Origin of the sequence: Rhabdaerophilum sp. SD176 (assembly GCF_030143245.1) — a bacterium.
Taxonomy (GTDB): Bacteria; Pseudomonadota; Alphaproteobacteria; order Rhizobiales; family Beijerinckiaceae; genus Rhabdaerophilum.
The window spans coordinates 128,564-154,611 of record NZ_JARJNS010000004.1 but is presented as its reverse complement, the minus strand read 5'-3'; the positions used below and the strand labels follow the sequence as shown (position 1 = coordinate 154,611).

Annotated in this window: 19 protein-coding genes and 1 tRNA gene; 7 read left to right on the top strand and 13 right to left on the bottom strand. The window is 67.0% G+C overall.

Features of this window, described 5'->3' with window-relative positions; genetic code table 11:
* Nucleotides 1-47: 47 nt before the first annotated feature.
* Nucleotides 48-1,250, top strand: coding sequence for a DUF2865 domain-containing protein (locus P0652_RS10280; protein WP_284178726.1), 1,203 nt, complete (start codon nucleotides 48-50; stop codon nucleotides 1,248-1,250).
* Here the strand turns inward: P0652_RS10280 and gltX are convergent.
* Together gltX and P0652_RS10270 are read right to left on the bottom strand one after the other, a co-directional pair.
* Nucleotides 1,180-2,526 carry a glutamate--tRNA ligase gene (gene gltX / locus P0652_RS10275; protein ID WP_284178725.1) on the bottom strand — a complete coding sequence of 449 codons (1,347 nt, stop codon included), beginning with the start codon at nucleotides 2,524-2,526 and terminating at the stop codon, nucleotides 1,180-1,182. The two genes, P0652_RS10280 and gltX, sit on opposite strands and share 71 nt — an antisense overlap.
* 103 nt (nucleotides 2,527-2,629) lie before the next feature.
* The gene (locus P0652_RS10270; RefSeq protein WP_284178724.1) at nucleotides 2,630-4,372 is read right to left on the bottom strand and encodes an NAD+ synthase; all 1,743 of its coding nucleotides are present in this window, start codon (nucleotides 4,370-4,372) and stop codon (nucleotides 2,630-2,632) included.
* A 175-nt stretch (nucleotides 4,373-4,547) separates the two neighbouring features.
* Here P0652_RS10270 and P0652_RS10265 point away from each other — a divergent pair, with 175 nt between their 5' ends.
* Nucleotides 4,548-5,381: an outer membrane protein gene (locus tag P0652_RS10265; protein WP_284178723.1), complete on the top strand. Its 834-nt coding sequence runs from the start codon at nucleotides 4,548-4,550 to the stop codon at nucleotides 5,379-5,381.
* Between the two features lie 108 nt (nucleotides 5,382-5,489).
* Here P0652_RS10265 and P0652_RS10260 read toward each other — a convergent pair whose 3' ends face one another.
* The 9 genes from P0652_RS10260 to P0652_RS10220 all read right to left on the bottom strand — a co-directional run bounded on the left by P0652_RS10260 (nucleotide 5,490) and on the right by P0652_RS10220 (nucleotide 13,555).
* Nucleotides 5,490-5,933, bottom strand: a complete 444-nt coding sequence (locus tag P0652_RS10260; protein WP_284178722.1) for a hypothetical protein — start codon at nucleotides 5,931-5,933, stop codon at nucleotides 5,490-5,492.
* A gap of 160 nt (nucleotides 5,934-6,093) precedes the next feature.
* The gene (locus P0652_RS10255; protein WP_284178721.1) at nucleotides 6,094-6,393 is read right to left on the bottom strand and encodes a hypothetical protein; all 300 of its coding nucleotides are present in this window, start codon (nucleotides 6,391-6,393) and stop codon (nucleotides 6,094-6,096) included.
* A 199-nt stretch (nucleotides 6,394-6,592) separates the two neighbouring features.
* Complete coding sequence (locus tag P0652_RS10250) at nucleotides 6,593-7,999, bottom strand: class II 3-deoxy-7-phosphoheptulonate synthase (RefSeq protein ID WP_284178720.1); 1,407 nt, start codon at nucleotides 7,997-7,999, stop codon at nucleotides 6,593-6,595.
* A 136-nt stretch (nucleotides 8,000-8,135) separates the two neighbouring features.
* Nucleotides 8,136-9,266: a 4-hydroxybutyrate dehydrogenase gene (gene gbd / locus P0652_RS10245; RefSeq protein WP_284178719.1), complete on the bottom strand. Its 1,131-nt coding sequence runs from the start codon at nucleotides 9,264-9,266 to the stop codon at nucleotides 8,136-8,138.
* Between the two features lie 40 nt (nucleotides 9,267-9,306).
* The gene (locus P0652_RS10240) at nucleotides 9,307-10,254 is read right to left on the bottom strand and encodes a DMT family transporter (RefSeq protein WP_284178718.1); all 948 of its coding nucleotides are present in this window, start codon (nucleotides 10,252-10,254) and stop codon (nucleotides 9,307-9,309) included.
* Between the two features lie 6 nt (nucleotides 10,255-10,260).
* Nucleotides 10,261-11,649: a glutathione-disulfide reductase gene (gene gor, locus P0652_RS10235; protein ID WP_284178717.1), complete on the bottom strand. Its 1,389-nt coding sequence runs from the start codon at nucleotides 11,647-11,649 to the stop codon at nucleotides 10,261-10,263.
* A 170-nt stretch (nucleotides 11,650-11,819) separates the two neighbouring features.
* Nucleotides 11,820-12,368 carry a DUF2059 domain-containing protein gene (locus tag P0652_RS10230; RefSeq protein ID WP_284178716.1) on the bottom strand — a complete coding sequence of 183 codons (549 nt, stop codon included), beginning with the start codon at nucleotides 12,366-12,368 and terminating at the stop codon, nucleotides 11,820-11,822.
* Nucleotides 12,369-12,444: 76 nt separating this feature from the next.
* Nucleotides 12,445-13,146, bottom strand: coding sequence for a ribose-5-phosphate isomerase RpiA (gene rpiA, locus P0652_RS10225; RefSeq protein WP_284178715.1), 702 nt, complete (start codon nucleotides 13,144-13,146; stop codon nucleotides 12,445-12,447).
* A 40-nt stretch (nucleotides 13,147-13,186) separates the two neighbouring features.
* Nucleotides 13,187-13,555 carry a hypothetical protein gene (locus tag P0652_RS10220; RefSeq protein WP_284178714.1) on the bottom strand — a complete coding sequence of 123 codons (369 nt, stop codon included), beginning with the start codon at nucleotides 13,553-13,555 and terminating at the stop codon, nucleotides 13,187-13,189.
* 92 nt (nucleotides 13,556-13,647) lie between these two features.
* On the opposite strand from P0652_RS10220, the gene P0652_RS10215 reads away from it, so the two are divergent.
* Nucleotides 13,648-14,313: a phosphoglycolate phosphatase gene (locus tag P0652_RS10215; protein ID WP_284178713.1), complete on the top strand. Its 666-nt coding sequence runs from the start codon at nucleotides 13,648-13,650 to the stop codon at nucleotides 14,311-14,313.
* 31 nt (nucleotides 14,314-14,344) lie between these two features.
* Here the strand turns inward: P0652_RS10215 and P0652_RS10210 are convergent, their stop codons facing one another.
* Complete coding sequence (locus P0652_RS10210) at nucleotides 14,345-15,736, bottom strand: peptidoglycan-binding domain-containing protein (protein ID WP_284178712.1); 1,392 nt, start codon at nucleotides 15,734-15,736, stop codon at nucleotides 14,345-14,347.
* A gap of 171 nt (nucleotides 15,737-15,907) precedes the next feature.
* Here P0652_RS10210 and P0652_RS10205 point away from each other — a divergent pair, with 171 nt between their 5' ends.
* The 3 genes from P0652_RS10205 to P0652_RS10195 all read left to right on the top strand — a co-directional run bounded on the left by P0652_RS10205 (nucleotide 15,908) and on the right by P0652_RS10195 (nucleotide 25,066).
* The gene (locus P0652_RS10205; RefSeq protein WP_284178711.1) at nucleotides 15,908-21,208 is read left to right on the top strand and encodes an alpha-2-macroglobulin; all 5,301 of its coding nucleotides are present in this window, start codon (nucleotides 15,908-15,910) and stop codon (nucleotides 21,206-21,208) included.
* Nucleotide 21,209: 1 nt separating this feature from the next.
* Complete coding sequence (gene pbpC, locus P0652_RS10200) at nucleotides 21,210-23,282, top strand: penicillin-binding protein 1C (protein ID WP_284178710.1); 2,073 nt, start codon at nucleotides 21,210-21,212, stop codon at nucleotides 23,280-23,282.
* Between the two features lie 98 nt (nucleotides 23,283-23,380).
* Nucleotides 23,381-25,066, top strand: a complete 1,686-nt coding sequence (locus P0652_RS10195; protein ID WP_284179085.1) for a methyl-accepting chemotaxis protein — start codon at nucleotides 23,381-23,383, stop codon at nucleotides 25,064-25,066.
* 39 nt (nucleotides 25,067-25,105) lie between these two features.
* Here P0652_RS10195 and P0652_RS10190 read toward each other — a convergent pair.
* A tRNA-Val gene (locus tag P0652_RS10190) sits at nucleotides 25,106-25,180 on the bottom strand.
* Nucleotides 25,181-25,426: 246 nt separating this feature from the next.
* Between P0652_RS10190 and P0652_RS10185 the strand changes: the two genes are divergently transcribed.
* Nucleotides 25,427-26,002 carry a L,D-transpeptidase gene (locus P0652_RS10185; RefSeq protein WP_284178709.1) on the top strand — a complete coding sequence of 192 codons (576 nt, stop codon included), beginning with the start codon at nucleotides 25,427-25,429 and terminating at the stop codon, nucleotides 26,000-26,002.
* The last annotated feature ends 46 nt before the right edge of the window (nucleotides 26,003-26,048 follow it).

Sequence of the window (26,048 nt, the reverse complement as noted above, 5' to 3'; positions counted from 1 at the left end):
GTTGGCGAATCCGCCGTTTGTTTACGTTCGTCGGGTACGCTTCTGGCATGATTCCGCTTCGATTCAGGCTCCGGTCCCTTGCCTTGGCGCTTCTGGGTGCCGCTGGCGCCGTTCTGGCGACCGAGACCCATGCGCAATCGCCTGTCTGTGCGCAGATCCGTTCCGAACTGGCGAGCATGCCCAATACCGGCGGGCCGACGCGGGATTCATCGCGGCTGCGTTCGGAGCTTGGGCGCATCCGCCTCGCGATACAGCAGAACGATTGCGGACGCGGATCTGGTTTTCTTGGCCTTGGTGGCCCGCCGCCCGTCTGCACGCCGCTCCGCAACCAGGCGGCGGCCTACGAGGCCCAGATCCGCCAGATCGAGGGCGGCTCGCCGCGCCGGGCGCAGCTCATTGCCGCGCTGGACCGCTATGGGTGTCTTGGCAGGCAGCAGGCGGCCCAGCCGCAGCGCGGCGTGATCTATGCGGCACCGAACTCGCCGAGCCTGTTCGAGCGCCTGTTCGGTGACGACACCCCGCGTGACGATAACCGCTATGCCAACGACGCCCCGATCGACCCCGATGCGGAATTCAAGGAGCGGCTCGGCGGCCGCCTCGCTGTCTGCGTCCGGACCTGCGACGGCTTCTTCTTCCCGGTGAATTTCGAGGGGATCGGCGCGCGGGATGAATACGCCACCGTCTGCCAGTCGCTCTGCCCAGCCGCGGAAACGCGCATCTTCTTCATGCAGGCGGGTGCGGATATCGAGCGCGCAGCCTCGCGGGACGGCACGCCCTACATGTCGCTGCCGACGGCCAAGAAATTCCAGCAATCGCGCGATCCCGCCTGTTTCTGCAAGCCGCCGCAGCAGACCTGGGCCAGCGCGATGAAGGGCGTCGAGGACATTGTCGAGACGCGCAAGGGCGATATCGTCGTCTCGCAGGAGCAGGCGCTGGCCATGTCCCGCCCGAAGGCGACGCCGAACCCGGCCGACAAGCGCAATGCGAAGAACCAGCCCGCGCCAAAGCCGCCCAATGCGGCGGAATCGGAGGCGCCGGCCAGCCTGCCGGAAAGCGCCCTGCCGACCGGCGGCAATGCCTCGGCCGGAATCGGGCCGCGCGTCCAGCGCGAACGCATCATCTCCTCCGCCGGCGGCACGAAGCAGCAGGTGGTCGGGGCGGACGGAACGGTGCGGGTCGTCAGGAACGTGGCGCCGGAGCTAACCGGGAAAGAGCGGCCGATCGACCTAAGAGGGGAAGCACGGCCCTGAGTTCCGGCCCGTGGTCACGGCCGGTCAGCGCCAGCCTCAGCGGCATGAACAGGGCCTTGCCCTTCCGCCCGGTCTTCGCCTGAAGCGCCTGCACCCAGCGTGACCAGGTCTCGCCGTCAAACGGCTCCTCCGGCAGGCAGGCTGCCGCCTCGGCAAGGAAAGCCGGATCCTCGGCCGGGAAATGCTGCGGCGCCATCAGCAGTGACCACCATTCCGCCGCTTCCTCGATCCGATCCACGTTGCCGTGGATCGCCAGCCAGAACGCTTCCGCCTGCGGGCCGGCAATGCCGAAAGCGGCCAGCTTTTCCGCCACGGCAGCAAAGGGCCGGGCATGAAGGAGCCGCTTCGAGAGGTCGCGGATTTCCGCCGGGTCGAATTTCGTCAACGCACGCGAGAATTTCGCAAGATCAAGCCGCTCCGCGAGGGCCGCGAGATCCGGCAGGGGCTGGACCGGCTCGGCCGTGCCGGTCAGCGTGGCGACAAGGGCGACCGCCAGCGGATCCACCCCTTCCGCGCGGAAACTGCGGATCGACAGGGCACCTGTCCGCTTCGACATTTCCTCGCCCGTGGCGGAGGTGATGAGATTGTGATGCGAGAAGCGCGGCGGCACCGCGCCGAAGCCTTCGAAGAGCTCGATCTGCACCGCCGTATTCGCCACGTGATCCTCGCCGCGGAGGATATCCGTGACACCCATATCGATATCGTCGATGACCGAGGCGAAGGTGTAGAGGAACGTGCCATCGGCCCGTACAAGGACGGGATCGGAAAGGGATCCGGTCTCGATATGGCATTCGCCGCGCACGCCGTCGAGCCAACGCACGGTCTTGCCGGAGAGCTTGAAGCGCCAATGCGGGGCGCGCCCCTCGGCTTCCAGACGCGCGCGGTCCTCCGCCGTCAGGGCGAGCGCCGCGCGATCATAGACCGGCGGCAGGCCTCGTGCCTGCTGGCGCTTCCGCTTGCGGTCAAGCTCCTCCGCCGTCTCGTAGGCGGGGTAGATGAGGCCGCGCGCCTTGAAGTCCTCGAGCGCTGCGGCATAGCGGGCAATGCGGTCAGACTGGCGCTCGATCCTGTCCGGCACGATGCCGAGCCAGGCGAGATCCTCGACAATCGCTTCGGCATATTCCGCCCGCGAGCGCTCCACATCCGTGTCGTCGAAACGCAGGATGAAAGTGCCACCGGCCTTGCGGGCCAGAAGCGCGTTCCACAACGCCGTCCGGGCATTGCCGATATGGATGTAGCCGGTCGGCGAAGGAGCGAAACGGAAGATCGGGGCCATGCCGGCTATTCTCGATGGAAAGGAGGAAGGGCCGGAGGCTGGCCCGGGCAGCTGGCCCTGTCCTTAGCCGATGCGCCCGCGCCGGCAAAGGGGCGGGAACGGCTCAGCCGTCGAAAGCCTCGCTGATCGATCCCGCCGGGCCGGGCGCGAGCGCCGGATCCGGCATATAGGGCGCCTCCAGCCGATCGCGGAAAGCGTTGGTGATCGGATAACGGCGGTCGCGGCCGAAGTTCCGGCGGGTGATCTTCACGCCAGGGGCGGACTGGCGGCGCTTGTACTCGGCGATCGAGAGCAGATGCTCGATCCGCCGCACCGTGGCGACATCATGCCCGCGCGCGACAATCGCGCTTGCAGGGAGTTCCTGCTCGACCAGACATTCAAGAATGTCGTCGAGGATCTCGTAGGGCGGCAGCGAATCCTGGTCCTTCTGGTTTTCGCGCAGTTCGGCTGTCGGCGGCTTGGTCAGGATGTTCTCCGGGATGACGATGCCGTCCGGCCCCTTCGCACCCGGCGGCTTCCAGCGGTTGCGCAACGCCGACAGGCGGAACACCTCCATCTTGTAGAGGTCCTTGATCGGGTTGTAGCCGCCATTCATGTCGCCATAGAGCGTGGCATAGCCCACCGACATCTCGCTCTTGTTGCCCGTGGTGACAACCATCGAGCCGAACTTGTTCGAGATCGACATGAGCAGCGTGCCGCGGGCGCGGGATTGGAGGTTTTCTTCGGTCACGTCACGCGGACGACCCGCGAAGAGCGGCGCCAGCACCGATTCCAGCCCCTCCACCGCCGGTGCGATCGACAGGATGTCATAGCGCAGGCCGAGCGCGGCAGCGCAATCCCGGGCATCGCGCAGGCTCTCCTCCGACGTGTAACGGTAGGGCATCATCACCGCATGGACGCGGTCCGGCCCCAGCGCGTCAACCGCCATGGCCGCGCAGATCGCCGAATCGACGCCGCCGGACAGGCCGAGCACGACGCCCGGAAAGCGGTTCTTCTCGACATAATCCTTCAGACCGAGCACGCAGGCCGCATAATCCGCCTCGGGCCCTTCCGGCACGATGGCCTTGTCGCCGGGAAGGATTCGCCAGCCTCCACCCTGCCGTTCGAAAACAATCGTCGCGCAATGCTCGACAAAGGCCGGAAACTGGAAGGCCAGTGCCCCGTCCGCCTGCAGGCCGAAGGAGGCGCCGTCGAAAACCAGCTCGTCCTGCCCGCCGACCTGGTTGAGATAGACGAGCGGCAGGCCGCTTTCCCTGACGCGCGCCACGGCAATGTTGGTCCGGACATCGGCCTTGTTCCGCTCATAGGGCGAACCGTTCGGCACCAGCAGGATCTCGGCGCCGGTCTCGGCGAGGCACTCCACCACATCCACGCCCCAGATATCCTCGCAGATCGGCAGACCCAGGCGCACACCGCGCACGGCCAGCGGACCGGGCATGGGGCCCGGCGCGAAAACGCGCTTTTCGTCAAAAACACCGTAATTCGGCAGGTCTGCCTTGAAACGCACGCCAAGAATCCGCCCGGCATCCAGCGCCGCGACCGCGTTGTGGAGCTTCCCGCCCTCGCGCCAGGGCAGGCCGACCAGCATGGCCGGGCCGCCATCGGCCGTCTCGCGGGCGAGCGTGTCGAGCGCCTGCCGGCAGGCCTGTTCGAGCGCCGGCTTCGTCACCATGTCCTCGGGCGGGTAGCCAGTCAGGAACAGCTCGGAAAACAGCACCAGATCGGCGCCCTGCTCGGCCGCCTCCTGCCGGGCCTTGCGCGCCCGCTCGAGATTGCCCGCAATATCCCCCATGACGGGATTGAGCTGGGCCAGGGCGACAACGAGGCGGTCCGGAGTTTTGCTCATTTTGACTATATATCTCCTGTCACGCCCGGCGGCAATGGCCTGCTGTCGGCGAACTGTGTGCCGTTTCAGGTCATACTTTTATCTGCGCCCTTAACCGGCGGGTAACGTTAATTTTTTACAGTTCGCTCATTCGAGGATTCGAAAGCCGGGTCAAACCCGGATGTGGAGTTGGGTTATGTCGGAATCGCGCATCCTGTCCAGCACGGGCATGGTCCTTGCCACGGCCATCGCCACCCTTGCGGCAACAAGCCCTGCCTCCGCGCTTGACTGGCTGCGCGGCAGCTTCTCCGGACAACATCAGGTGGATTGGTCGGGGGTCTATGGCGGCGTGCATGCCGGCATCACCTCCGGACAGACCGATCCGCGCCCGCTGGCTGGCCCCCTCGCCCAGAACGCCCTGCCGAATTCCTCAATCACCGACCTGCTCGAGCAGACGATCTTCTTCAAGGAGACGAACAAGCAGGGCGCCAGCTATGGCGGCTTCGTCGGCATGAACTGGCAATGGGACGATGTCGTCCTCGGCTGGGAGGTTGACTACTCCCGGTCGAACATCAAGTCGAATACCACGACCGGTCCGAATGGATTGATGCGGACGGAGGGTTCCAACGAGTGGCATGTCACCAGCACCTCGACCTCGCGCGGCGAGATCAAGGACTGGGGCACGATCCGCGGCCGGGTGGGCTATGCCATGGGCATCTTCATGCCCTACCTCACCGTTGGCGTCGCGGTCGGCAATCTCAACAGCCGCGCCACTACATCCGGTTCCTGGCAGCGCTACGATATCAGCACGCCGCCGGCCCGCCCGCTGGTCGGCTCCGCCACATTCAACGGTGTGGTCGGCCGCAGCGGCGTCACCTATGGCGGCGCGCTTGGTGCGGGCGTGGATATGCAGCTCCTGCCGAACACCTTCCTGCGCGGAGAGTGGCAATACATTCAATTCGCATCGGGCGGTTCCCGCCCGAATCTCTCGATCAACACGGCCCGCGTGGCCGGTGGCGTGAAATTCTGACCGGGTTGCCGGTCGGATTGCTGTCGGTGGGTCTCGACACCGCAAAAAGCCCGGCCTCTCGGCCGGGCTTTCCCGTTTACGCAAGACCGGAAAGGTGATCCGGCGCGGTCAGCGGCAGACCTGCACGCGCTGGATGTTCCAGCCATAGCCATCCCAGTAACGCTGCTTCCGGACCTTGCAGACCGGGCCGCGATAGGCGAAGCCGGTTTCGGCATAGCCGTGATAGCGATGGGGCCGACGATGGCCGTTATAGCCATGGCCATAATAGCCCGGACCGGCAGGATAATAGACCGGCGTCGGCTGGTGGTAGACGGGTGCCGGCGGGGCATAATCGTAGCCCGGATCGGCATAATAGCCGGGCGCGGCATGTGCGCTGTTGGCGGCAATCGCACCCACGGCGAGCGCGCCGAGGATGCCGGCGGCGATGATGGCGCCCTTGCGGCCGCCACGGGCTTCGGCTTCACCGGTCGTGGCAGCCATGCCGGCGCCAAGCGTGAGGGCGACCAACGCCGCCGCAGCGGCCTTCTTGCCGAAGGGGGAAAGGGTAGCCATCGTCTGTATCTCCTTGTGGAAGTCCGGGCCATCGGCCCCTGCCGGGCTCCGACTTCGATGAGGAGACATTAACCTTGCGGCCATGGCGCAAAGCTGAACGCGGCATGTTGCCTGATATTCATCCTTTGATGCGGCCAAGCATCGGCCGCCGCATTGCGGATTACTCGCAGACCTCGACGCGGCGATAGGTGTAGCTTTCGCTGTCAATCCAGACGCGGCGGCGCTCCATGCGGCAGGTCGGGACGTAACGGGGCGCGGGCCGTTCGATGTATTCTTCCTCGACCACCACCGGCGCGGCACGGGCGGGGCGGTTGAGCAGGATCGCGGCGCCGGCGGCACCGATGGCAAGGCCACCGATCAGGGCGGCATTGCGGCCTTGCGCGGCCCGAGCAGGATGGGCAGTTGCCAGGGCGGCGGCCAGAGCGGCCGTAGCGAGGGCAATGGTGGTCGCGAAACGCATGTCGGAACTCCCTTGAAGAGCCGACAGGCTGGCCGAATTCCCTAACGAAACCCTTACGCGAGGGATCGAATTGTCAGGATTTGGTTAACGCGCCCGGGGTCTGGATCGCCATGGCGCTGATGCACATCGCGATGACGGCGAGGCCCGTCATGGATGCCCGGGCGAGGCCCGGGCATGATGCGTGGCACGACGCCGTTGGTTACTCCGCCGCTGCCGGCACGGCCGGGCCGCGCATGGCCTTCTCGTGCTTGAGCAGATCGGCCACGAGGAAGGCCATCTCGATGGCCTGTTCGGCATTGAGGCGCGGATCGCAGGCCGTGTCGTAACGGTCGGCGAGGCCCTCGGCCGTCACGGTCCGGGCGCCGCCGGTGCATTCCGTGACGTCCTTGCCGGTCATTTCGAGATGGATGCCCCCGGCATAGGTGCCCTCGGCCTCGTGGATGGCGAAGAAGCTCTTCACTTCCGAGAGAATGCGGTCAAACGGCCGCGTCTTGTAGCCGGCGAGGCTGATCGTGTTGCCGTGCATCGGATCGCAGGACCAGACGACCTTCCGGCCCTCGCGCTCCACCGCGCGGATCAGGCCCGGCAGATGGTCGCCCACCTTGTCGGCGCCGAAGCGGGTGATGAGCGTGAGGCGGCCGGCCTCGTTCTCCGGGTTCAGCGCATCGATCATCTGGATGAGGCCGTCCGGCGTCATGGACGGGCCGCATTTCAGGCCGATCGGGTTCTTGATGCCGCGGAAGAACTCGACATGGGCGTGGTCCGGCTGGCGGGTGCGGTCGCCGATCCAGAGCATATGGCCGGAGGTGGCATACCAGTCGCCGGAGGTGGAATCGACACGCGTCAGCGCCTGCTCATAGCCGAGCAGCAGGGCCTCGTGGCTGGTGAAGAATTCCGTGATCTGCATTTCCGGGTGCGTATCGGCGGAGATGCCGATGGCGCGCATGAAATCCAGCGCTTCGGTGATGCGGTTGGCCAGCTCGTTATATCGCCCGCTCTGCGGCGAGTCCTTCACGAAGCCCAGCATCCAGCGATGCGCATTGTCGAGATTGGCATAACCACCGGTCGCGAAGGCGCGGATCAGGTTCAGCGTGGCGGCAGACTGGCGGTAAGCCTCGATCTGCCGGCGCGGGTCGGGGATACGCGCTTCGGGCGTGAATTCGGTTCCGTTGATGATGTCGCCGCGGTAGCTCGGCAACTCGACATCGCCCACCTTCTCGACCGGCGAGGAGCGCGGCTTGGCGAATTGCCCGGCGACGCGGCCGACCTTCACCACCGGCGAGGAGCCGGCATAGGTCAGCACCACCGACATCTGCAGGAAAACGCGGAAGAAATCGCGGATATGGTCGGCCGAATGCTCGGCGAAGCTCTCGGCGCAATCGCCACCCTGCAGCAGGAAGGCTTCGCCATTGGCAACCTTGCCCAACGCCCGCTTGAGCTTGCGCGCCTCGCCCGCAAAAACCAGCGGCGGGAAGGTGCCGAGCTGGGCTTCTGTTGCCTCGAGAACGGCCCTGTCGGGATAATCCGGCACCTGGGCGATCGGAAACGACCGCCAGCTACCCGGGTTCCAGGTTTGCCGGGAGGTGAGGTTTCCTTGCGTGCTCATGGTGCTTTTCCTTGACTAGGCACAGATCAACCGGCTCGGAGCCGGAGCGCGGTTCCTTACACCCTGAAGTCGGATTTGGCGAGGGGTGGGGGGAAGCCGTCGGCAGCGGGCGGTGCCCGCCCGACTGCCCCTGCCCTCAGAAGGCCTCGTCGAGGATGGCGCGGTAATCCGCCTCGGTCGGCGTGCGCGCATTGGTCTTCGTGCAATGGTCTTCCATCGAGATCCGCGCGACATCATCCAGCCATTCGCGCCGGATGCCCATGGCCGAGAGGCTGGCCGGCATGCCAAGCCGGCGGTTCAGCGCCTCGACGAAACGATCGAGTGTCTGCCCGGCCGGGACCTGCATCTCCTGGGCGAGGCGGGCATATTCCTCTGCGCGGATGCCGGCATTATAGCGCAAAACCGCCGGCAGCAGCACGGCATTGAGCGTCCCGTGATGGAGCTGGACCTGCTTCAGCCCGCCCAGCGTGTGCGAAAGCGAATGCACCGCGCCGAGGCCTTTCTGGAAGGCCATCGCACCCATCATCGAGGCCATCATCATGTCGTATCGAGCAGCACGGTTGCCGCCGTCGCGCACCGCCGTCTCGATATTGCGGGCGGCAAGACGCGCGCATTCGAGCGCGATGGCGCCGGCCGGTGGGTTCGGCGTGTTGGAGATGAAGCATTCGATGCCATGGGTCAGCGCATCCATGCCGGTGGCGGCGGTGAGTCCCGGCGGCAGGCCGAGCGTGAGTTCCGGGTCGCAAATGGCGCGCTTGGGGATGAGATGGGGCGAGATGACCGACATCTTCCGGCCGTCCCGGAAGCTCATCACCGCGCCGCGCCCGACCTCGGAGCCGGTGCCCGAGGTGGTGGGAATGGCGATGACGGGCGCGACCTTGGCCGTGATCTTCGGCCCGCCGCCGAGGATGAGGACATAATCGCGCAGGGTGCCGCCATGCGTCGCAACGATCGCGACGGCCTTGGCCAGGTCCATCGGCGAGCCGCCGCCCAGTGCGACGATCCCGTCACAGCCCATGGCCTGGTAGGCGGCCACGGCCAGCTCCGTTGCCTCCTCTGTCGGGTTGGACGGCGTGTCAGCGAAAACCGGCGTCTCGACACCGCGGGGCATCAGGGCAGCGACCCGCGCGACGAGGCCGGTCGCCTCGAGGCCGCGATCGGAGACCAGCAGCGGGTTCTTCATCCCGAGCGCGGCGATCTCTTCAGGCAGACCGGCAACGGCGCCGAAATCGAAGCGGATCGTGGTGAGGTAGGTGATGAGAGGCATGAGTGTTTCCTGCAGATTTTCGTTCTGGTTTCGGGAACGATCACGCCGGAGAGGGTTCGGGCTCAGCCGGCGGCATCAACACGCGGATCCCCGCCATCACGCCTGCAAAAAGCAGGGCGGCGCCGAGGCTCTCATGCCAATCCGGCCAGCGCGTCTCGGCAAGGAAGCCGTAGAACAACCCGAACAGGGTTTCCGACACGATCAGTTGCGCCGACAATGCGACAGAGAGGCGCCGCGAGGCAACCACCCAGGCAAAGGTCGCGACCCAGCTCGAGAACAGGCCGGTCGCGAGCGCCCAGAGCCAGAGCGGCCCGGCCTCCGCCCCGAACAGCGGCACGGCGCCCATCCGCGACCAGCCAAGCGCAAGGCCGAGAGGCCAGACGGCCAGCATGCCAAGGCCTGCACCGATGCCCTGCAGCGAGGTCCAGACCAGCGTATCGGTGCCTGGACGCGCCTTGAGCGCGGCAGCATTCCAGAGGCCATACCAGAGCCAGAGAGCCAGCCCGCCGAGGGCCAGCAGGAAGCCGATCACGATTTCCGCGCCCGCGCGCCCCATGACCGGCGCGCGGAGCGAGCCGAGATTGACGATCACCAGCCCGAGCGTGATCAGGGCCAGAGGCACCGCCAGCCGTGACCACGCGACATCGCGCGCCTGCCAGTTCCCGGCGATCGCAAGCAGGACCGGAAGGGCACCGATGACAAGCGCGGGTATGGCCGGGCCGGCAAACGCGACCGCATAGGCGACGAAGAGGTAATAGCCGGAATAGCCCATCAACCCGAGCGCAAGCGCGATCCAGCGCCCTGCCGGATCAAGCTGCCGCATCGCTGCGCGGAACGCCAGCAGCAGGGCGAGCGACAAGGCCGCGAAGATCACGTTCCGCCAGAAGGCGAGATCGAACGGGGTGAACGGCGCGACAAGATTGGGCGCAACAAAGGTCAGCCCCCAGAGCGCGCCGGCGGACAGGCCAGCCAGAAGCCCCGTCAACATACCGGCTTACCGCGTGTGCCGGGCCGTGCGGCTGCGCATCGTCACCAGTTCTTCGGCCGATGTGGGATGGACGGCCATGGTCGCGTCGAAATCGGCCTTGGTGGCGCCCATGCGCAGCGGAATGCCGACAAGCTGGATCATCTCGCCCGCACCCTCGCCGAGAATATGGACGCCGAGCACGCGATCGGTCTCGCCATCGACGACGATCTTCATCACGGTGCGGTCCTCGCCGCCGCTGAGCGTCGCGCGGATCGGCCGGAAGCTGGTCCTGTAGATGTCGACCACGGCAAAGGCCTTGCGCGCCTCGGCTTCCGTCAGGCCCACCGTGCCGATCTCCGGCGTTGTGAAGACGGCCGTGGGGATATTCGCGTAATCGACCTGCCACGGGGCAATGCCCTTCGCCGCGCCGAAGAGCAGGTCTGCCACGGCATGCCCCTCGCGGATCGCCACGGGTGTCAGCGTGACACGGTTGGTCACGTCGCCCACGGCGAAGACATGCGGAATATTGGTGCGCGACTGTGCATCGACGGCAATCGCCCCGTCCGGCGCCAGCGTAATGCCGGCCTTGTCGAGACCGAGGCCCTCGATATTCGGCGAGCGGCCGATGGCCATCAGCACCTGATCGGTCTCCAGCCGCAAACCTGTCCGGGTGGTGGCGACGAGACCGTCCTCGGTGCGGTCGATCCTCGCGAAGACATCGTTCAGCACGAAGCGGATGCCAGCCCGCTCATAGGCCGCGACGAGGCCTTCGCGCATATCCTGGTCGAAATTCTTCAGCACCTCCGCGCCGCGATAGATCACGGTGACCTCGGCGCCGAGCAGCCGGAAGATGCCAGCAAATTCCAGCGCTATATAGCCACCGCCGGCAATGACGATCCGGCGGGGGAAGGTCTCGAGATCGAACACTTCATTCGACGTGATGACATGCTCGCGCCCCGGCAAGGCCGGATCGATATTCGGCCGGCCACCGGTGGCGACGAGGATATGCCGGGCGCGGATAATCCGGCCATCATTGACGAGGCGGATCTCGTGCGGACCCTCGATCACGGCGCGGGTCTTCACCACCTCGACACCGGCGCCCTGCTGGCCCTTGGCATAGAGGCCCTCAAGCCGGGTGATCTCGGCTTCCTTCGCGCCGACAAGGCGCTGCCAGTCGAAGCTGGCCGGGCCGGGCTTCCAGCCAAAACCGCGGGCGGCCTCGAAGTCCTGGGCAAAGCGCGAGGCGAGGACATAGAGCTTCTTCGGCACGCAGCCGCGGATGACGCAGGTCCCGCCAAGGCGGAACTCCTCCGCCAGCATGACCCGGGCGCCATGGCCGGCCGCGATCCGGGCCGCGCGCACGCCGCCGGACCCGCCGCCGATCACGAACAGGTCAACATCGAAAGCGTCAGACATGAAAGGAACTCCAAGCGTTGATCGAGCGAGAACCTAGGCCCTCGCCGTGCCGATTGCGAGCGTTGGGCCGGGGCGAAACCATGCCGGCCGATCACAAGCCTGTGCATGCAAGGGCCCGATAACAAAAAGGGGCCCGTCGGGCCCCTGTGATGCGTGACCGGCCATGCCGATCAGAGCTTGTGGCCGCGCTTGGTCATTTCCTGCTGGAACAGGTTCATCATCCGGCCACCGGCTTCCTGGCTCCAGATTTCAAGATAGGGCACCACCAGGTCCATGAAGGCCGGCAGGGCCTCGACATATTTCTTGCCGGCAGGCGAGGTGAGGAACGTGTTGATTTCCTTCAGTTCAGCCTCGTTGAGGCGCTGCGCCAGGAACCGGGCAGCCCCGCTGACACCATCGGCCGAGATCTTGCCCTGCTCGGCCTCAACCACCTTGAGCGCTTCCTCGATGTCGCGGGCGAGTTCCGGGCGCGTCCGGGTGACGTTAACGCGGAGCGAGCCCACAACATTTGGCATGGCATTCTGGAACATGGTGATCATCCCAGAGGCCTTCAGCACATCCGTGGCGAGGGCAAGATGCGAGGGGACGATCGGCGCTTGCAGCGCCTTCTGGATTTCATCCATCGTTTCCTTGCTCACCTGCTGGGCCGGCGCGGCGACCGGGGCGAGCAGTGTCGCGGCCAGGAGGAACGAACGGATGAGGGAGACGGGCTTCGGCATGAGGCACCTTCCTGATAACCTTGCGCGGCGGGGCGCGGGGCGGCATGCCGCCGCGAGGCGTGTAACGACGCGCCTGTTACGTCTTCTTGCCGATCACGGCAACCCCTTCTTCTGCGCCGAGATAAACGGCAAAACAAAGGCCGACGAAAAGACCATGCTCGACAAGGCCGGGAATCCGGTCGAGCCGGTCGGCCAGCGAAGCCGGATCAGCAATGCCGTCATTGGCCACATCGAAGATCAGGTTGCCGTTGTCGGAGATGTATGGCGAGCCATCCGGCCGGTGGCGCTGGCGGATCTCGGCGCGGATCCCCGCCTCGGCGAAAACACGGGCGACCGCACGCACGGTCGTGCCCTGCGCGAAGGGCGTGATCTCCAGCGGCAGCGGGAAGGCGCCGAGGCGCGCGACGCGCTTGGAGGCATCGGCGATCACGATCATCCGGCGCGAATTGGCCGCGACCATTTTCTCGCGCAGATGCGCACCGCCACCGCCCTTGATCAGGTTCAGGCCGGGGTCGAACTCGTCGGCCCCGTCGACGGTGAGGTCAAGCTCGCCGGCCTCGTCTAGGCTGGTCAGCGGGATGCCGAGGCTCTCGGCCTGCCGGCGGGTGGCCTCGGAGGTGGGCACGCAGAGATAGGTCTCGCCGGCGCGGATCCGCTCGCCGACAATGTCGACGAAATGCTTCGCCGTGGAGCCGGTGCCGAGGCCCAGCTTCATGCCGGAGCGCAATTCGGCCGAGGCCGCCGCTTCCGCCGCCAGCCGCTTCAGTTGGTCGCTCATCGTGCTGCCTCTCCCCTGCCCGCCGCTCTTGCGACAGGCTCTACTTGGCCGGCGGCGTGCAGACAACCTCCTGATCGTCGCGGACATAGCAGATGCTCACCGCGCCATTGCGCCGGTTGAAGCGGAAAATGCCGGATTCCTGCCGATGGCTGGAGGCGATCAGGCCGTAATCGCCCGCCTCGCCGGCGCGCGCGCCCTCCCCCGCCGGGTAGCAGAGGGTCAGACCGATCGGGCTGTCATCCTTCACGGCGAACTGGCAGGCAATGACCTCTCCCGTCTGGCGGTCGATCCGGTAGATGCGGTTGAGATCCTGCTGCGGCGCCGGCGCGAAGGCAAAATTCTCGGCTGCAGCAAGGCCGGAGGTGGCCAGCCAAAGCAGGATCGCGGCACCGATACTGAAACGGGGCATGGAAGAACTCCCTTTCCGGCTAAGGCTGGGGTTTGTGCGAATCGTCCGGTCCAGTGTAGGAGGCAGGAGAGTTTTCGCAAAAAGGGCAGGTCATGCGCGGCACGGTGGTTTTCGATCTCGACGGGACCCTTGCCGAGACAGCGCCCGACATCATGGCTACGCTCAATGTGCTGCTGGAGGCCGAGGATCTGGCGGCGCTGCCGGTCTCGGCGGCGCGCAACCTTGTCGGCGCCGGCGCCCGCGCGCTGATCGAACGCGGCTTTCGCGTCTCTGGCGTGCCGCTTTCGCCCGAGCGGCTCGACCGGCTGTTCGAGGCATTCCTCGTGCATTACCTCGACCATGTCGCCGATCATTCCTACCTCTTCCCGGGCGTGGAAGCGGCGTTGACTGCCCTCGCCGGCGAGGGCCATCTTCTCGCCGTCTGCACCAACAAGCCGGAACGGCATTCGCGCGCGCTGATCGAGCAGCTCGGCGTGTTCGACCGTTTTGCCGCGATTGCGGGGCGCGATACTTTCGCCTTCTGCAAGCCCGATCCGCGCCACCTGACCGAGACGATCCGCCTTGCCGGCGGGGATATCGGCCGCGCGGTGATGGTGGGGGATTCCCGGACGGATATCGACACCGCCCGCGCGGCGGGCCTACCGGTCGTGGCGGTGACGTTCGGCTATACGGATACGCCGGTCGAGCAGCTGGGCCCCGATGTGGTGATCAACCATTTCGACGCGCTGCCGGCCGAAATCGCCCGATGGATGCCCTGATAAAAGATCAGACGAGCAGGTGATGCCCTGATCAGCGATCCGAGGCGCAGGTAATCCCGACAATCCCGGCACGGACCCTTTCGCCCAGTTCCGCACCGGATTTTACGACCGTCGTGGTTGCACCGGATTGCGGCGTAATCCCCGCCGCGCGGGCGAGGTCGGCCGCAGGCAACATCGGATAGGACAGGACCGGCACGATTCCGGCCACCCGCACCTTGGTGACGGGGCTGGCGGCGATCACGCCGACAAGCTGGCCTGACCGGTCCAGCACCAGCGCGCCGGCGCCGCCTTCCTGCAGCGAGGTGGAGACCTTGCCGCCGGCAATCTCGGCCGCAGCGACCAGCAATTCGCCCTCGGTATCCCGCTGGACCAGCGCACCCTCGGTGCCGGCGGGCGCAAAGGGCAGCGCCAGCGGCGCACCGATGCGACCCGACAGGGCGATCAGGCCGGTCCCCTCCAGTTTGCGCGGGTTGCGGAGGGCGAGCGGCGCGGCATCGGGCGCCGTGCGGGCCTGGAATTCCGTGCAGCCGGAAAGGGCGGCCTCGCCGGTCACGACGAGATCGGGCCCGAGCACGAGGCCGGTCGCGCGGCGGCGCGACGGCGTGGCGGCCACCAGCGGCGGGCGGGCCGAATCTGCCGGGCTGGTGGCAGGATTCGCGGAGGGCCAGGGCTCGAAGCTGGCCGCGATGGCGACGACGAGCGGGTCGATCGTGGCGGCCATGGTCTTGTCATAGCCGATCGAGAGGGCGCGGAGCGGGCCCTTGCCATCGCTGGCGACACGGCGGAAGAACTTGCCCTTGTCGGTTTCGCCCGAGATCACGAAGAAATCCGGACGCAGCAGCTTGTACGTGATCCTGCGGCCCTGGACCTTCGCGTCGGTGCCCTTCTCGAACAGGGCCGGCAGCGTATCCTCCGGCTTGAGGACGGAAAGATCGACCGTCACCTTCTCGCCCGGATCCTGCCAGCGCGGGCCGCCGGAGCCGTTGGTGCCGGGTTTCGAGAGCAGTTTGACCGGGATGCCGACCTGCATGCCGGAGGCGCGATCGGTCTGGATGGCGAAGCCGAGCGCTGCCCGCGCCCGGTTGGCCGCATCGGCGAGGCGGCGGCGGGCCGGATCCGTCAGCCCATCGCCGGGCTTCAGCTTCTCCGCCTCCTCGAAACGCTTCAGGGCTGCGAAGGTCAGCGGGCCGAAATCGCCCGTCGCTGAACCGGGAAATTTCGCCACCCAGATCAGGTCACGCTGGATCTGTTTCCGCATCTCGACATCGAGCGCGAGATAGGTCTTCTCGGCTGCCGCGAAACGCGGATCGACCGGCTTCGGGGCCGGGGCCTGCGCCATGCCCGGAGCCGGCGCGGCCATCATCAGCGCCAGCAGGACGCCGGCCGAAAGATTTGCCGGAAAATCGTTTTTCCACAGCGACATGGGACAGCTCCGTTCGGTCATTCCCGGGACGCGGAAAACCCAGCGTGACACGGGCTCCCGCCCCATGGCAACCCGGGCGCGCACCGATTTCCGTGCGCTATCGCACATTGCGGGCCGGGCGCAAGGTGATAGTCTGGCGCTCCCTTTCTCCCCATGAACGGAGCCACCGGCATGCGCGTCGCCCCCCTCTCCTTTCGCGGCTCCCGGTCCGGACGTCTTGCATCGCTCGCCGGCGGCCTTCTCGGCCTCGGTCTCATGCTGGGCACCGCGCTGGCCCAGACCCCGCAGAAGCCGTTCTCGCGCGATGATCTCGCGACATCCGGCGCGGCGATGGAGGAGCGGCTCAAGCGCGAGGTGACGCTGCCGGCCAATGCCGAAGCCCAGCGCCTGCTCTCGGCGGGCGAGGCGGCAATGAACCGCAATGATGCCCGGGCGGCCCTGCCTCTCGCCAACCAGGCGGTTCTGGCGGCCCCCTCCAACCCGGCGGCATGGCGGCTGATGGCCCGTGCGGCGCGCGGCATCACCCCGCGGGACTGGCGCGAGCGCTACGACCTGCAGGAGCGCGCCGTCAATGCGGCCTACATCGCCTATCAGCGGTCGCGCAGCCGCGAGGACGAGGCCTCTTCGCTCGGCCTGCTCGGCCAGATCTTCGAATGGCGCGAGATGTGGCGGCCGGCGCTGACCGCCTACCGGATCAGCCTCGAGGCCAATGACAATGCCACGATCCGCACCGCCTACGAGGCCCTGCGCGAGAAGCGCGGCTTTCGTCTGACCGGCAACGAGGTGGATGCCGATGCCGCCTCGCCGCGCGCCTGCTTCACCTTCTCCGAACCGCTGGCGCGCGGCCGTGTCGATTTCGCGCCCTATGTCGCAGTGTCGGGGCGCGGTGATTTCGCGGTCGTGGCCGAGGACCAGCAGATCTGCGTCGACGGCCTGCGCCATGGCGAGCGCTACGCCGTGGTGCTGCGCCAGGGCATTCCCTCCGCGATCCCCGGCGAGACGCTGCTGAAAAACGCGGATTACGAGATTTATGTCCGCGACCGCACGCCCTCCGTGCGGGCCAGCGGCAAGACCTATGTGCTGCCGCGCTCCGGCCAGCAGGGCGTGCCGCTGATCTCGGTCAATACCGACAAGATCGGCATCCGCGTGCTGCGGATCGGCGACCGCAACCTGATCAACACGGTGCGCTCCTCCGAGTTCCTCGAGCAGATCGACACATCGCAGCTCGACAAGATCATCGGCGAGACGGGCCAGCAGGTCTGGCGCGGCACGATGGATGTGAAGAACGAGCTGAACAAGGACGTGACCACCGGCTTTCCGGTGACGGAAGCCACCGGCAAGCTCGAGCCCGGCGTCTATCTGATCGCGGCGCAGGCCGGCGAGTTCAAGACGCAGAGCGGCGCGACGACGCCGAATGTCGACGGCGATGTCGATACCGGCGGCGAGCAGGTGGCAACGCAATGGTTCGTCGTGTCCGATCTCGGCCTGACCGCCTTTTCCGGCCGTGACGGCGTGCATGTACTGGTTCGCTCGCTCGCCTCGGCGGAGCCGGTCGCCGATACGGAGATCCGGCTGATCGCGCGGAACAACGAGATCCTCGGTACCGCCAAAACCGATGCGCGCGGCCATGCGAAATTCGATGCCGGCCTTTCCCGAGGGGAAGGCGGTTTGGCGCCGGGCCTCGTCACCGCGCAGCTCAAGGAAGATTACGGCTTCCTCGACCTGCAGCAGAGCGCCTTCGACCTGACCGATCGCGGCGTTTCCGGCCGCGTCGCCCCGACCGGGCTCGATGCCTTCCTCTATGCCGAGCGCGGCGTCTATCGCCCGGGCGAGACGGTCTATCTCTCCACGCTCCTCCGCGATGCGCGCGGCGCGGCCGTGTCCGGCCTGCCGCTGACGCTGGTGGTGCGCCGCCCGGACGGGATGGAATACCGCCGTTCGGTGGTGGCGGATCAGGGCGCCGGCGGGCGGGCCTGGTCGATCCCGCTCCTTTCCGGCGTGCCGGTGGGGACGTGGCGCGTGAGCGCGTATTCCGATCCCAAGCGCCCGGCCATCGGCGAGACGACGATCCTCGTCGAGGATTACGTGCCCGAAAGGCTCGAGGTGAAGCTCGACAGCCCGGCCAAGACGATCAAGTCCGGCGAGAATGCGGAGATCGATGTCGAGGTGCGCTATCTCTACGGCGCCGTGGGGAGTGATCTTTCCGTCTCCGGTGACTGGACCATCCGCCAGTCGGCGGGCAGCGCGATCCCCGGTTTCGAGGGTTACACGGTCGGCCTGTCGGACGAGACCTTCGAGACGATGCGCAGTGAATTCGAGGGCACGACAACCGATGAGGATGGCAAGGCCAAGCTCTCGATTACCCTCACCGAGCCGGCCACCACCCTCCCGCTGGAAGCGCAGTTCAACGTGACGGCCTCGGAAACCGGCGGCCGCGGCGTGACGCGCTCCATCACCGTGCCGATCGTGCCGAAGGGCGTGGTGATCGGCGTGAAGCCGCTCTTCGGCGATGGCGAGATCGGCGATGGCGGCACGGCGAAATTCGGCGTGATCATGGCCACCGGCGAGGGCAAGCGGATCGCGAAATCCGGGCTGAAATGGCAACTCTCGCGGATCACCCGCAACTACCAGTGGTTCTTCAAGGAAGGCCGCTGGGCCTATGAATCGATCAAGACCTCGCGGCGCGTGGCAGATGGCGAGGTTGCCGTTTCCGAGACCGCAATGGCCGAAATCGCGGCACGCGTCGGCTGGGGCACCTACCGGCTCGAGGTACGCAGCAGCGGTGCCGACGATGCCGAGACGGCGCATACCTTCACCATCGGCTATGTCGCCGATGCCAAGGCCGATACGCCGGATGTGCTCGACGTGGCGCTCGACAAGAAGGGCTATGCGGCCGGGGAAACGATGCAGATCCGCCTGAATTCGCGCTTCTCGGGCAAGGCGACGCTGGCGGTTGTCTCGGACCGGATCGCCCATCTCGAGACGATCGACCTGAAGGAAGGCGGGCAGACCGCCTCGCTCAGGGTCAGTGCGGATTGGGGCGCCGGCGCCTATCTCACCGTGCTGGCGCATCGCCCGCTCGACGAAGCAGCGAAGCGCATGCCCGGCCGGGCTTTGGGCCTGTCCTGGTTCGGCATCGGGCAGGAGGCGCGCAAAATCGGCGTCGCGCTCAATGCACCGGCGCAGATGCGGCCGCGCGGCACGCTCTCGCTGCCGATCAAGCTCGACAATCTCAAGGCCGGCGAGGAAGCCTTCGTCACCGTCGCGGCGGTGGATGTCGGTATCCTAAACCTCACGCGTTACCAGAGCCCGAATGCCACGGCGCATTTCTTCGGCCAGCGGCAGCTCGCCGGTGACCTGCGCGATCTCTATGGCTACCTGATCGACGGGATGCAGGGCGTGCGCGGCGCGATCCGTTCGGGCGGCGATGCCGCGCCGGAAGCCAAGGGCGAAAAGCCGACGCAGGAACCGCTGGCGCGCTATTCCGGCGTCGTCAAGGTCAACCCGGATGGCACGGCCAGGATCGATTTCGAGATCCCCGCCTTCAACGGCACGGTCCGGGTGATGGCCGTGGCCTGGAGCGCCGACAAGACCGGCGAGGCCAGCAGCGACGTCATCATCCGCGATCCGATCGTGGTGCAGGCAACGACGCCGCGCTTCCTCGCGCTCGGCGACCGTTCGCAATTCCACATCGAGATCAACAATGTGGAAGGGCAGAACGGGGATTACATCCTCGATGTCGACATGCGCGGGCCGGTTTCCGTGAGCCTCGATCCGGCCCTGCGCAAGATTGCGCTCGAGAAGGGCAAGAAGGTTTCCTTCGCGCTGCCGGTCATCGCGGCCGGGCTCGGGCTGGCGGAACTCGACCTCACCCTGCGCGGGGGCGGCGAGACCCTGCCGCAGACCGTGCGCGTCCAGGTGAAACCCTCGGCGCCGAGCGTCGTCAACCGTATCGTCCGGCCGCTGCCGGGCGGGCAGACGCTGGAAGTCTCCGGCGAATTGCTGGCGGATTTTGTGCCGCGTTCCGGTTCGGTCTCGATTTCGGCATCGCCCTTCGCCGCGCTCGATGTGCCCTCGCTGCTCGCGAGCCTCGACCGCTACCCCTATGGCTGCACGGAACAGACCGTCAGCCGGGCCATGCCGCTTCTTTATGTGAACCGGCTGGCCTCGATGGAGCAGCTGCAGCTGGATGACAGTGCCGAGAAGCGGATCGGCGCGGCCATCGAGCGCGTGGTTTCGCGGCAGGGTGCCAATGGCGGTTTCGGCCTCTGGGGCATCGGCGGTGGTGACCTGTGGCTGGACGCCTTCGTCGCCGATTTCCTGACCCGCGCGCGGGAACAGAATGTCGTGGTGCCGCAACTCGCCTTCGGGCTGGTGCTGGACCGGCTGCGCAACCAGGTGGCGAATACCACCGATATCCGCAAGGAGGAGGCCGCCGGCCTCGCCTATGCCATCTATGTTCTGGCGCGGAACGGCCGGCCGGTCATGGGCGATTTGCGTTATCTCGCCGACAACAAGATCGGCGAATTCACCTCGCCGCTCGCCAAGGGCCAGATCGCGGCCGCGCTCGCCCTGCTGGGTGACCGGGGCCGGGCCGACCGGGTGTTCAACGAGGCGCTGACGGCCATCGGGGCTGTGAGCGACGAGACGGTCTTCCGCGACGACTATGGTTCGCGCCTGCGCGACAGTGCCGGCCTTCTGGCCCTGCTGGCCGAGACCAATGCCGAGCGGACCCGTATCACCCGCGTGGCGAATGTCCTCGACGCGGCGCGGCAGAACCGTCGCTACACCTCGACCCAGGAGCAGAACTGGATGGTGCTGGCAGCGCAGGCGCTGCAGAAGGAAGTGGAGAGCTTCTCGCTCACCGTCGACGGGCAGGATCGGCGCGGTGCCTATTACCGCAATGTCGGCCAGGCGGCGCTGGAGGCAAAGCCGGTCACCCTCCGCAATAACGGACAGGCCCCGGCGCGGGTGGTGCTGTCGGTTTCCGGCATCCCGACCAGCCCGGCACCGGCTGTTTCGGAGGGCTTCACCATCAAGCGGACGATCCACACGCTCGATGGCGAGGAAGTGCAGCCGGAGGATATCCAGCAGAACGAGCGCTATGCCGTGCGGCTGGAAGTGACGCGGTCGAGCCGTGTCGGGGCGCGGCTGCTTGTGGTCGACCCGCTGCCGGCCGGGCTGGAAATCGAGAATGCCAAGCTGACCGAAGGGAGCACGGAAGGGCTCGACTTCCTGAAATCCGACCTGACGCCCGATCACACGGAGGCGCGGGATGACCGTTTCGTTGCCTCGATCACACTCTCCGGCGGGGGTGGAAATACGCCCTTCGTCACGGGCTATCTCGTCCGGGCGGTGACGCCGGGCACCTATGTCCATCCGGCGGCGATCGCCGAGGACATGTACCGGCCGGAGCGCTTCGGCCGGACCGCCTTCGGCACGCTCGCCGTCAAGCCGGCGAAGCGGAACTGAGATGGGCTGGCGGCGGCGCCTCGCAGTTGCAGCCGGCGGGCTGGCGCTGCTGGCCAGCCTGCCGCTCGGCTTCGCGCTCTATGCGCGGGGCCTGCCGCCGCTCGATCTCGATGCGCTGAAGGAACGCTCGACCATCGTTGTCGACCGGAACGGCAAGCTGCTGCGGCCCTTCGTGATGGCGGATGGCCGCTGGCGGATGCCGGTGAGTGCGGCGGAGGTGGATCCGCGTTTCCTGACGATGCTGATCGCCTACGAGGACCAGCGCTTCCACCAGCATGGCGGGGTTGATCCGCTGGCGCTTGTCCGTGCGGGCTGGCAATGGCTCGCCCGGGGGCGGATCGTTTCCGGCGGCTCGACGCTGTCGATGCAGGTTGCCCGGCTGGTCGAGCCGCGCGAGGCGCGGACCCTCGGCGCGAAACTCCGGCAGATGGCGCGCGCGATCGAACTGGAGCGGCGCGTCGGCAAGGGCGGCATCCTCGACCTCTATCTCAGCCTTGCACCCTATGGTGGCAATCTCGAAGGGCTGCGCGCCGCCTCCCTCGCCTATTTCGGCAAGGAGCCGACACGCCTGTCGAATGCCGAGGCCGCCTTGCTCGTGGCCCTGCCGCAGGCACCGGAGAGCCGTCGGCCCGACCGGTTCCCCCAGCGCGCCGAAGCCGCAAGGCGGCGCGTGATCGAGCGGATGCGCAGCCAGAACACGCTGGCCGAGGCCGAACTGGCCCGGGCCGAGAGCGAGCCCGTACCGGAACGGCGGCGCCCCTTCCCGCATCTCGCGGCGCATCGCGCGGAAACGCTGGTGGCGGCCGATCCGGCGCGGCGGCGGCACGAAACCACGCTGGAACGCGACTGGCAGGTTGTGCTCGAACGGCTGGCGCTGGAACGCGCCGAGGCGCAGGGGCCGAAGGTTTCCGTGGCCATCGTTGTCGTCGAGAACGAGACCGGGCAGGTCCGGGCTTCTGTGGGCGGCGCGGATTATTTCAACGCCGCGCGCTGGGGCGGGATCGACCTGACGCGGGCGAGCCGCTCGCCGGGTTCAGCGCTCAAGCCCTTCATCTATGCGCTGGCCTTCGAGAACGGCCTTGCCCATCCCGAGACGATGCTGGAGGACCGGCCGCAGCGTTTCGGCACCTATGCGCCGGACAATTTCGACTATGCCTTCCAGGGCATGGTCACGGCACGGCAGGCGCTGCAGATGTCGCTCAACCTGCCGGCGGTGGAATTGCTGCAACTCGTCGGGGCGCAGCGCTTCATCTCCCGGCTGCGGCAGGCCGGCGCCGTGGTCGAGACGCCGGACGAGAGCGCGCCCGGCCTCGCGATCGGCCTCGGCGGGCTGGGCATCTCGCTGCAGGACCTGACAATGCTCTATGCCGGGCTGGCCCGGGGCGGGGTGATGCTGCCCTCGACCGAGCGGCAGGCGCAGGGGCAAGGGCTGCCCTCGCGCTTTGTCGGGCCGGTGCCGGCCTGGTATGTCGGCGACATCCTGCTCGGTGCGCCGCCGCCGGATAATGCCCTGCAGGCGCGGATCGCCTACAAGACCGGCACGTCCTACGGCTACCGCGATGCCTGGGCTGTCGGCTTCGACCGCAAACATACGATCGGCATCTGGGTCGGGCAGGCCGATAACGGCGCTGTGCCGGGGCTGATCGGCCGCAAGGTCGCCGCGCCAGTCCTCTTCGATGCCTTTGCCCGGATCGGGCTGTCCAGCGGGCCGATGCCGCGCCCGCGTGAGGCGCTGGTCGCCAGCAATGCCAGCCTGCCGCCGCCCCTGCGGCATATCCGGCAGGATATTCCGAAAACCGCCCTGCTCGGGAGCCGGCAGGCCTTGCAGATTGCCTTCCCGCCCGATGGCGCGGCCATCGACACCAGGGCCGAGCGGGCCGATGCGCGCCCGAGCGTGATGGTCAAGATTGCCGGTGGCCTGCCGCCCTTTACGCTGCTGCTCAATGGCGAACCTGTCGGCGGGCAGCGCCTGCGCCGCGAGATCGAAATCGGGCCGGAGGGGCTCGGCTTCGCGCAGATCTCGGTGATCGACGCGACGGGCGCGACGGAGCGGGTGACGATCCGCCTCCAGTAACGGCGCCCATGCACCGCGTTTCGTGGTTAACGCTTGCTCAACTGCCCCGTGCGACACTGAAATTCCCGTTTCCGTGGCAGGAACCTACCGTGGCATCCATGTTTTCGCGCCGCTCCGTGGCTTTCGAAATCTACGCCGTCTTCGTGGTGATCCTCGCGGTATTCGCGATGGTCGCGATGATGGTGCGCAACCTCAGCGGCACCATGGTGGGCGATGCCCGCGATGCCGTGTGGGAAGCTTCGGTGCCTCCCACGATTGTCTTTGCCTTGCAGGACAGCCTCTGGCGCAACCACCAGGACGCGGTGAGTGCGGTGCTCAACCCGGCCGAGGCGGGGCGTCTGCGGGCCGCGATCGAGACACAGCGGCAGGCGGCGGATGCCAAATGGAAGGAACTCACCGCCCTGGCCCCCTATTTCCCGCCCGATGTGAAAGCTGCCGTCGAGACCACTGACAAAGCCATTGCCGGTTTCTACGCCGATATCGGCGCGCTGATGCGATCCGCCGATGTCTCGACCGGGCTCGAGCCGAGGGCGCAGGCGATTGCCGGGCAGGCCGCGAAGACACAGGCGCTGGCCAACCAGATGGAGGCGATGCTCGTGACGATGCGCGCCCGCATCCAGAGCGTGCACCAGAAGATGGAGGCCAGTTCGGCGGAGGCGATGAAGGGCCTGATGCTGGCGGGCCTGGCGCTGCTGGTGCTGGTCGGGCTGGCGGCGCTCGTCATCCAGCGGCGGATGATCGCTCCGGTCACGGCGATGACCCGTGTGATGACGGCTCTGGCCGCAGGCCGGCGCGATGTCGTGTTGCCGGAGACGAAACGCCGAGATGAGGTCGGCCAGCTTGCCGAGACGGTCCGGGCCTTCCACCGGAGCCTCGAGGAAACCGAAACGCTCCGGCTTGCGCAGGAAGCGGAAAGGCTCGCCAATGAGGCCCGCCGCAAGAGCGAGATGGATGCGCTTGCCGAGGCGTTCGAGGCCCGGGTCGGCCGCGTCGTCTCCAGTGTCACCGGCGCTGTCGGGCTGCTGGAAACGGCGGCGGAGGCCATGTCCCGCGAGGCGGGTTCGGCCACGATGGAAGCCACCGCCGTGGCTGCGGCTTCCGAACAGGCAACCGAGAATGTGCGGGCGGTTGCCGGCGCGACGGCAGATCTCTCGACCGCGATGAATGAGGTCGGCAGCCAGATCGCCCGGAGTACGGACAGGATCCGCGCGGTGACGGAGCAGGCCCTGCACACTGATCAGGAGATGAAGACGCTGGGTTCGGCGGCCGAATCGATCGGAACCGTGGCGAAGGTGATCAGCGACATTGCCAGCCAGACAAACCTCCTCGCCCTCAACGCGACGATCGAGGCCGCCCGGGCCGGCGAGGCCGGCCGTGGCTTCGCCGTGGTGGCGCAGGAGGTGAAGGAGCTTGCCGCCCAGACCGCAAAGGCAACGGACGAAATCGCCGGCCAGATCCGGGCGATCCAGGAGGCCAGTTCGCTGGCCATCGAGGCCATTCACGCCATCACGGAAACCCTGGGCGAGGTCAACACGCTGGCCGAAGCCGTGGGGGGGTCGATCAGCCAGCAGATGATGACGACGGGCATCATCGCCGGGAATATCGAGGAAGCGGCGCGCGGCACGGTCGAGGTCACGAAGAACATCTCGAATGTCAGCGTGGCCATTTCAAACTCGAACACGCTTGTCGACCAGGTGCTCGGCTCCGCCCGCGAATTGTCCCGCGAGGGGGTGGCGCTGGGGAGCGCTGTGGATGAATTCCTTGGCTCCATCCGGGCGGCCTGAGCGCGGGGAGGCCGGCAACAAGCGAAGGACCGGGAGGAATGGTGGGCGCGACAGGGATCGAACCTGTGACCCCTTCGGTGTGAACGAAGTGCTCTTCCGCTGAGCTACGCGCCCCAGAGCGGTGGGGATAGGCCAAGCGGAAACGGACGTCAAGGCGAAGCATGGCACGTCCTGAGCTGGAAACAACCGCCGATGTTGCGAGGGTGCAACATTGGCACCAGAAGGAGGCAGGAAGGCAGCGCGATCACGCAGTTGTGTGCTAGCGCACTTGTCAACTTGAACACACAGGAGTCATACGTGGCCTCGAGTTTTTCGCGCCGCGGGCGATGCGGCGAGCTTCAAACGGCATGGGGAATAAAGATGCGTCTACTCAAGACGATGAGCGTTGCGGTTCTGCTTGGGCTTGCGGCTGTTCCGGCGGTTTCCGCCTATGAAATCGATCCGGTGACCCGGCAGCCGCTGGTGATGGCCGATGACGGTCGCATCCGCGCCACGCCGATCCCGCGGGAAGAAGTCGAATACAAGGGCAAGTTCGGTCCCGGCACCATCGTGGTCGATACCAACGAGAAGCGCCTGTACCTCGTCTTGCCGAATGGCCGCGCCATGAAATACGGCGTGGGCGTCGGTCGCCCGGGCTTCTCGTGGGGTGGCACGAAGACGGTAACCCGCAAGGCGGAATGGCCGTCCTGGACGCCCCCGGCCCAGATGCTGCGCCGTCGCCCCGACCTGCCGCGTTTCATGCCGGGCGGTGAAGGCAACCCGATGGGCGCCCGCGCCCTCTATCTCGGCACCTCGCTCTACCGCATCCATGGCTCGAACGAGCCGGAGACGATCGGCCAGGCCGTGTCGTCGGGCTGCATCCGCATGCTCAACGAGGACGTGATCGACCTCTACGAGCGCGTGAAGGTCGGCACCCGCGTCGTCGTGATGCGCTGAGCCCTTCCCGGGACGAGAGATTAAAAAGCCGGCCCTCGGGCCGGCT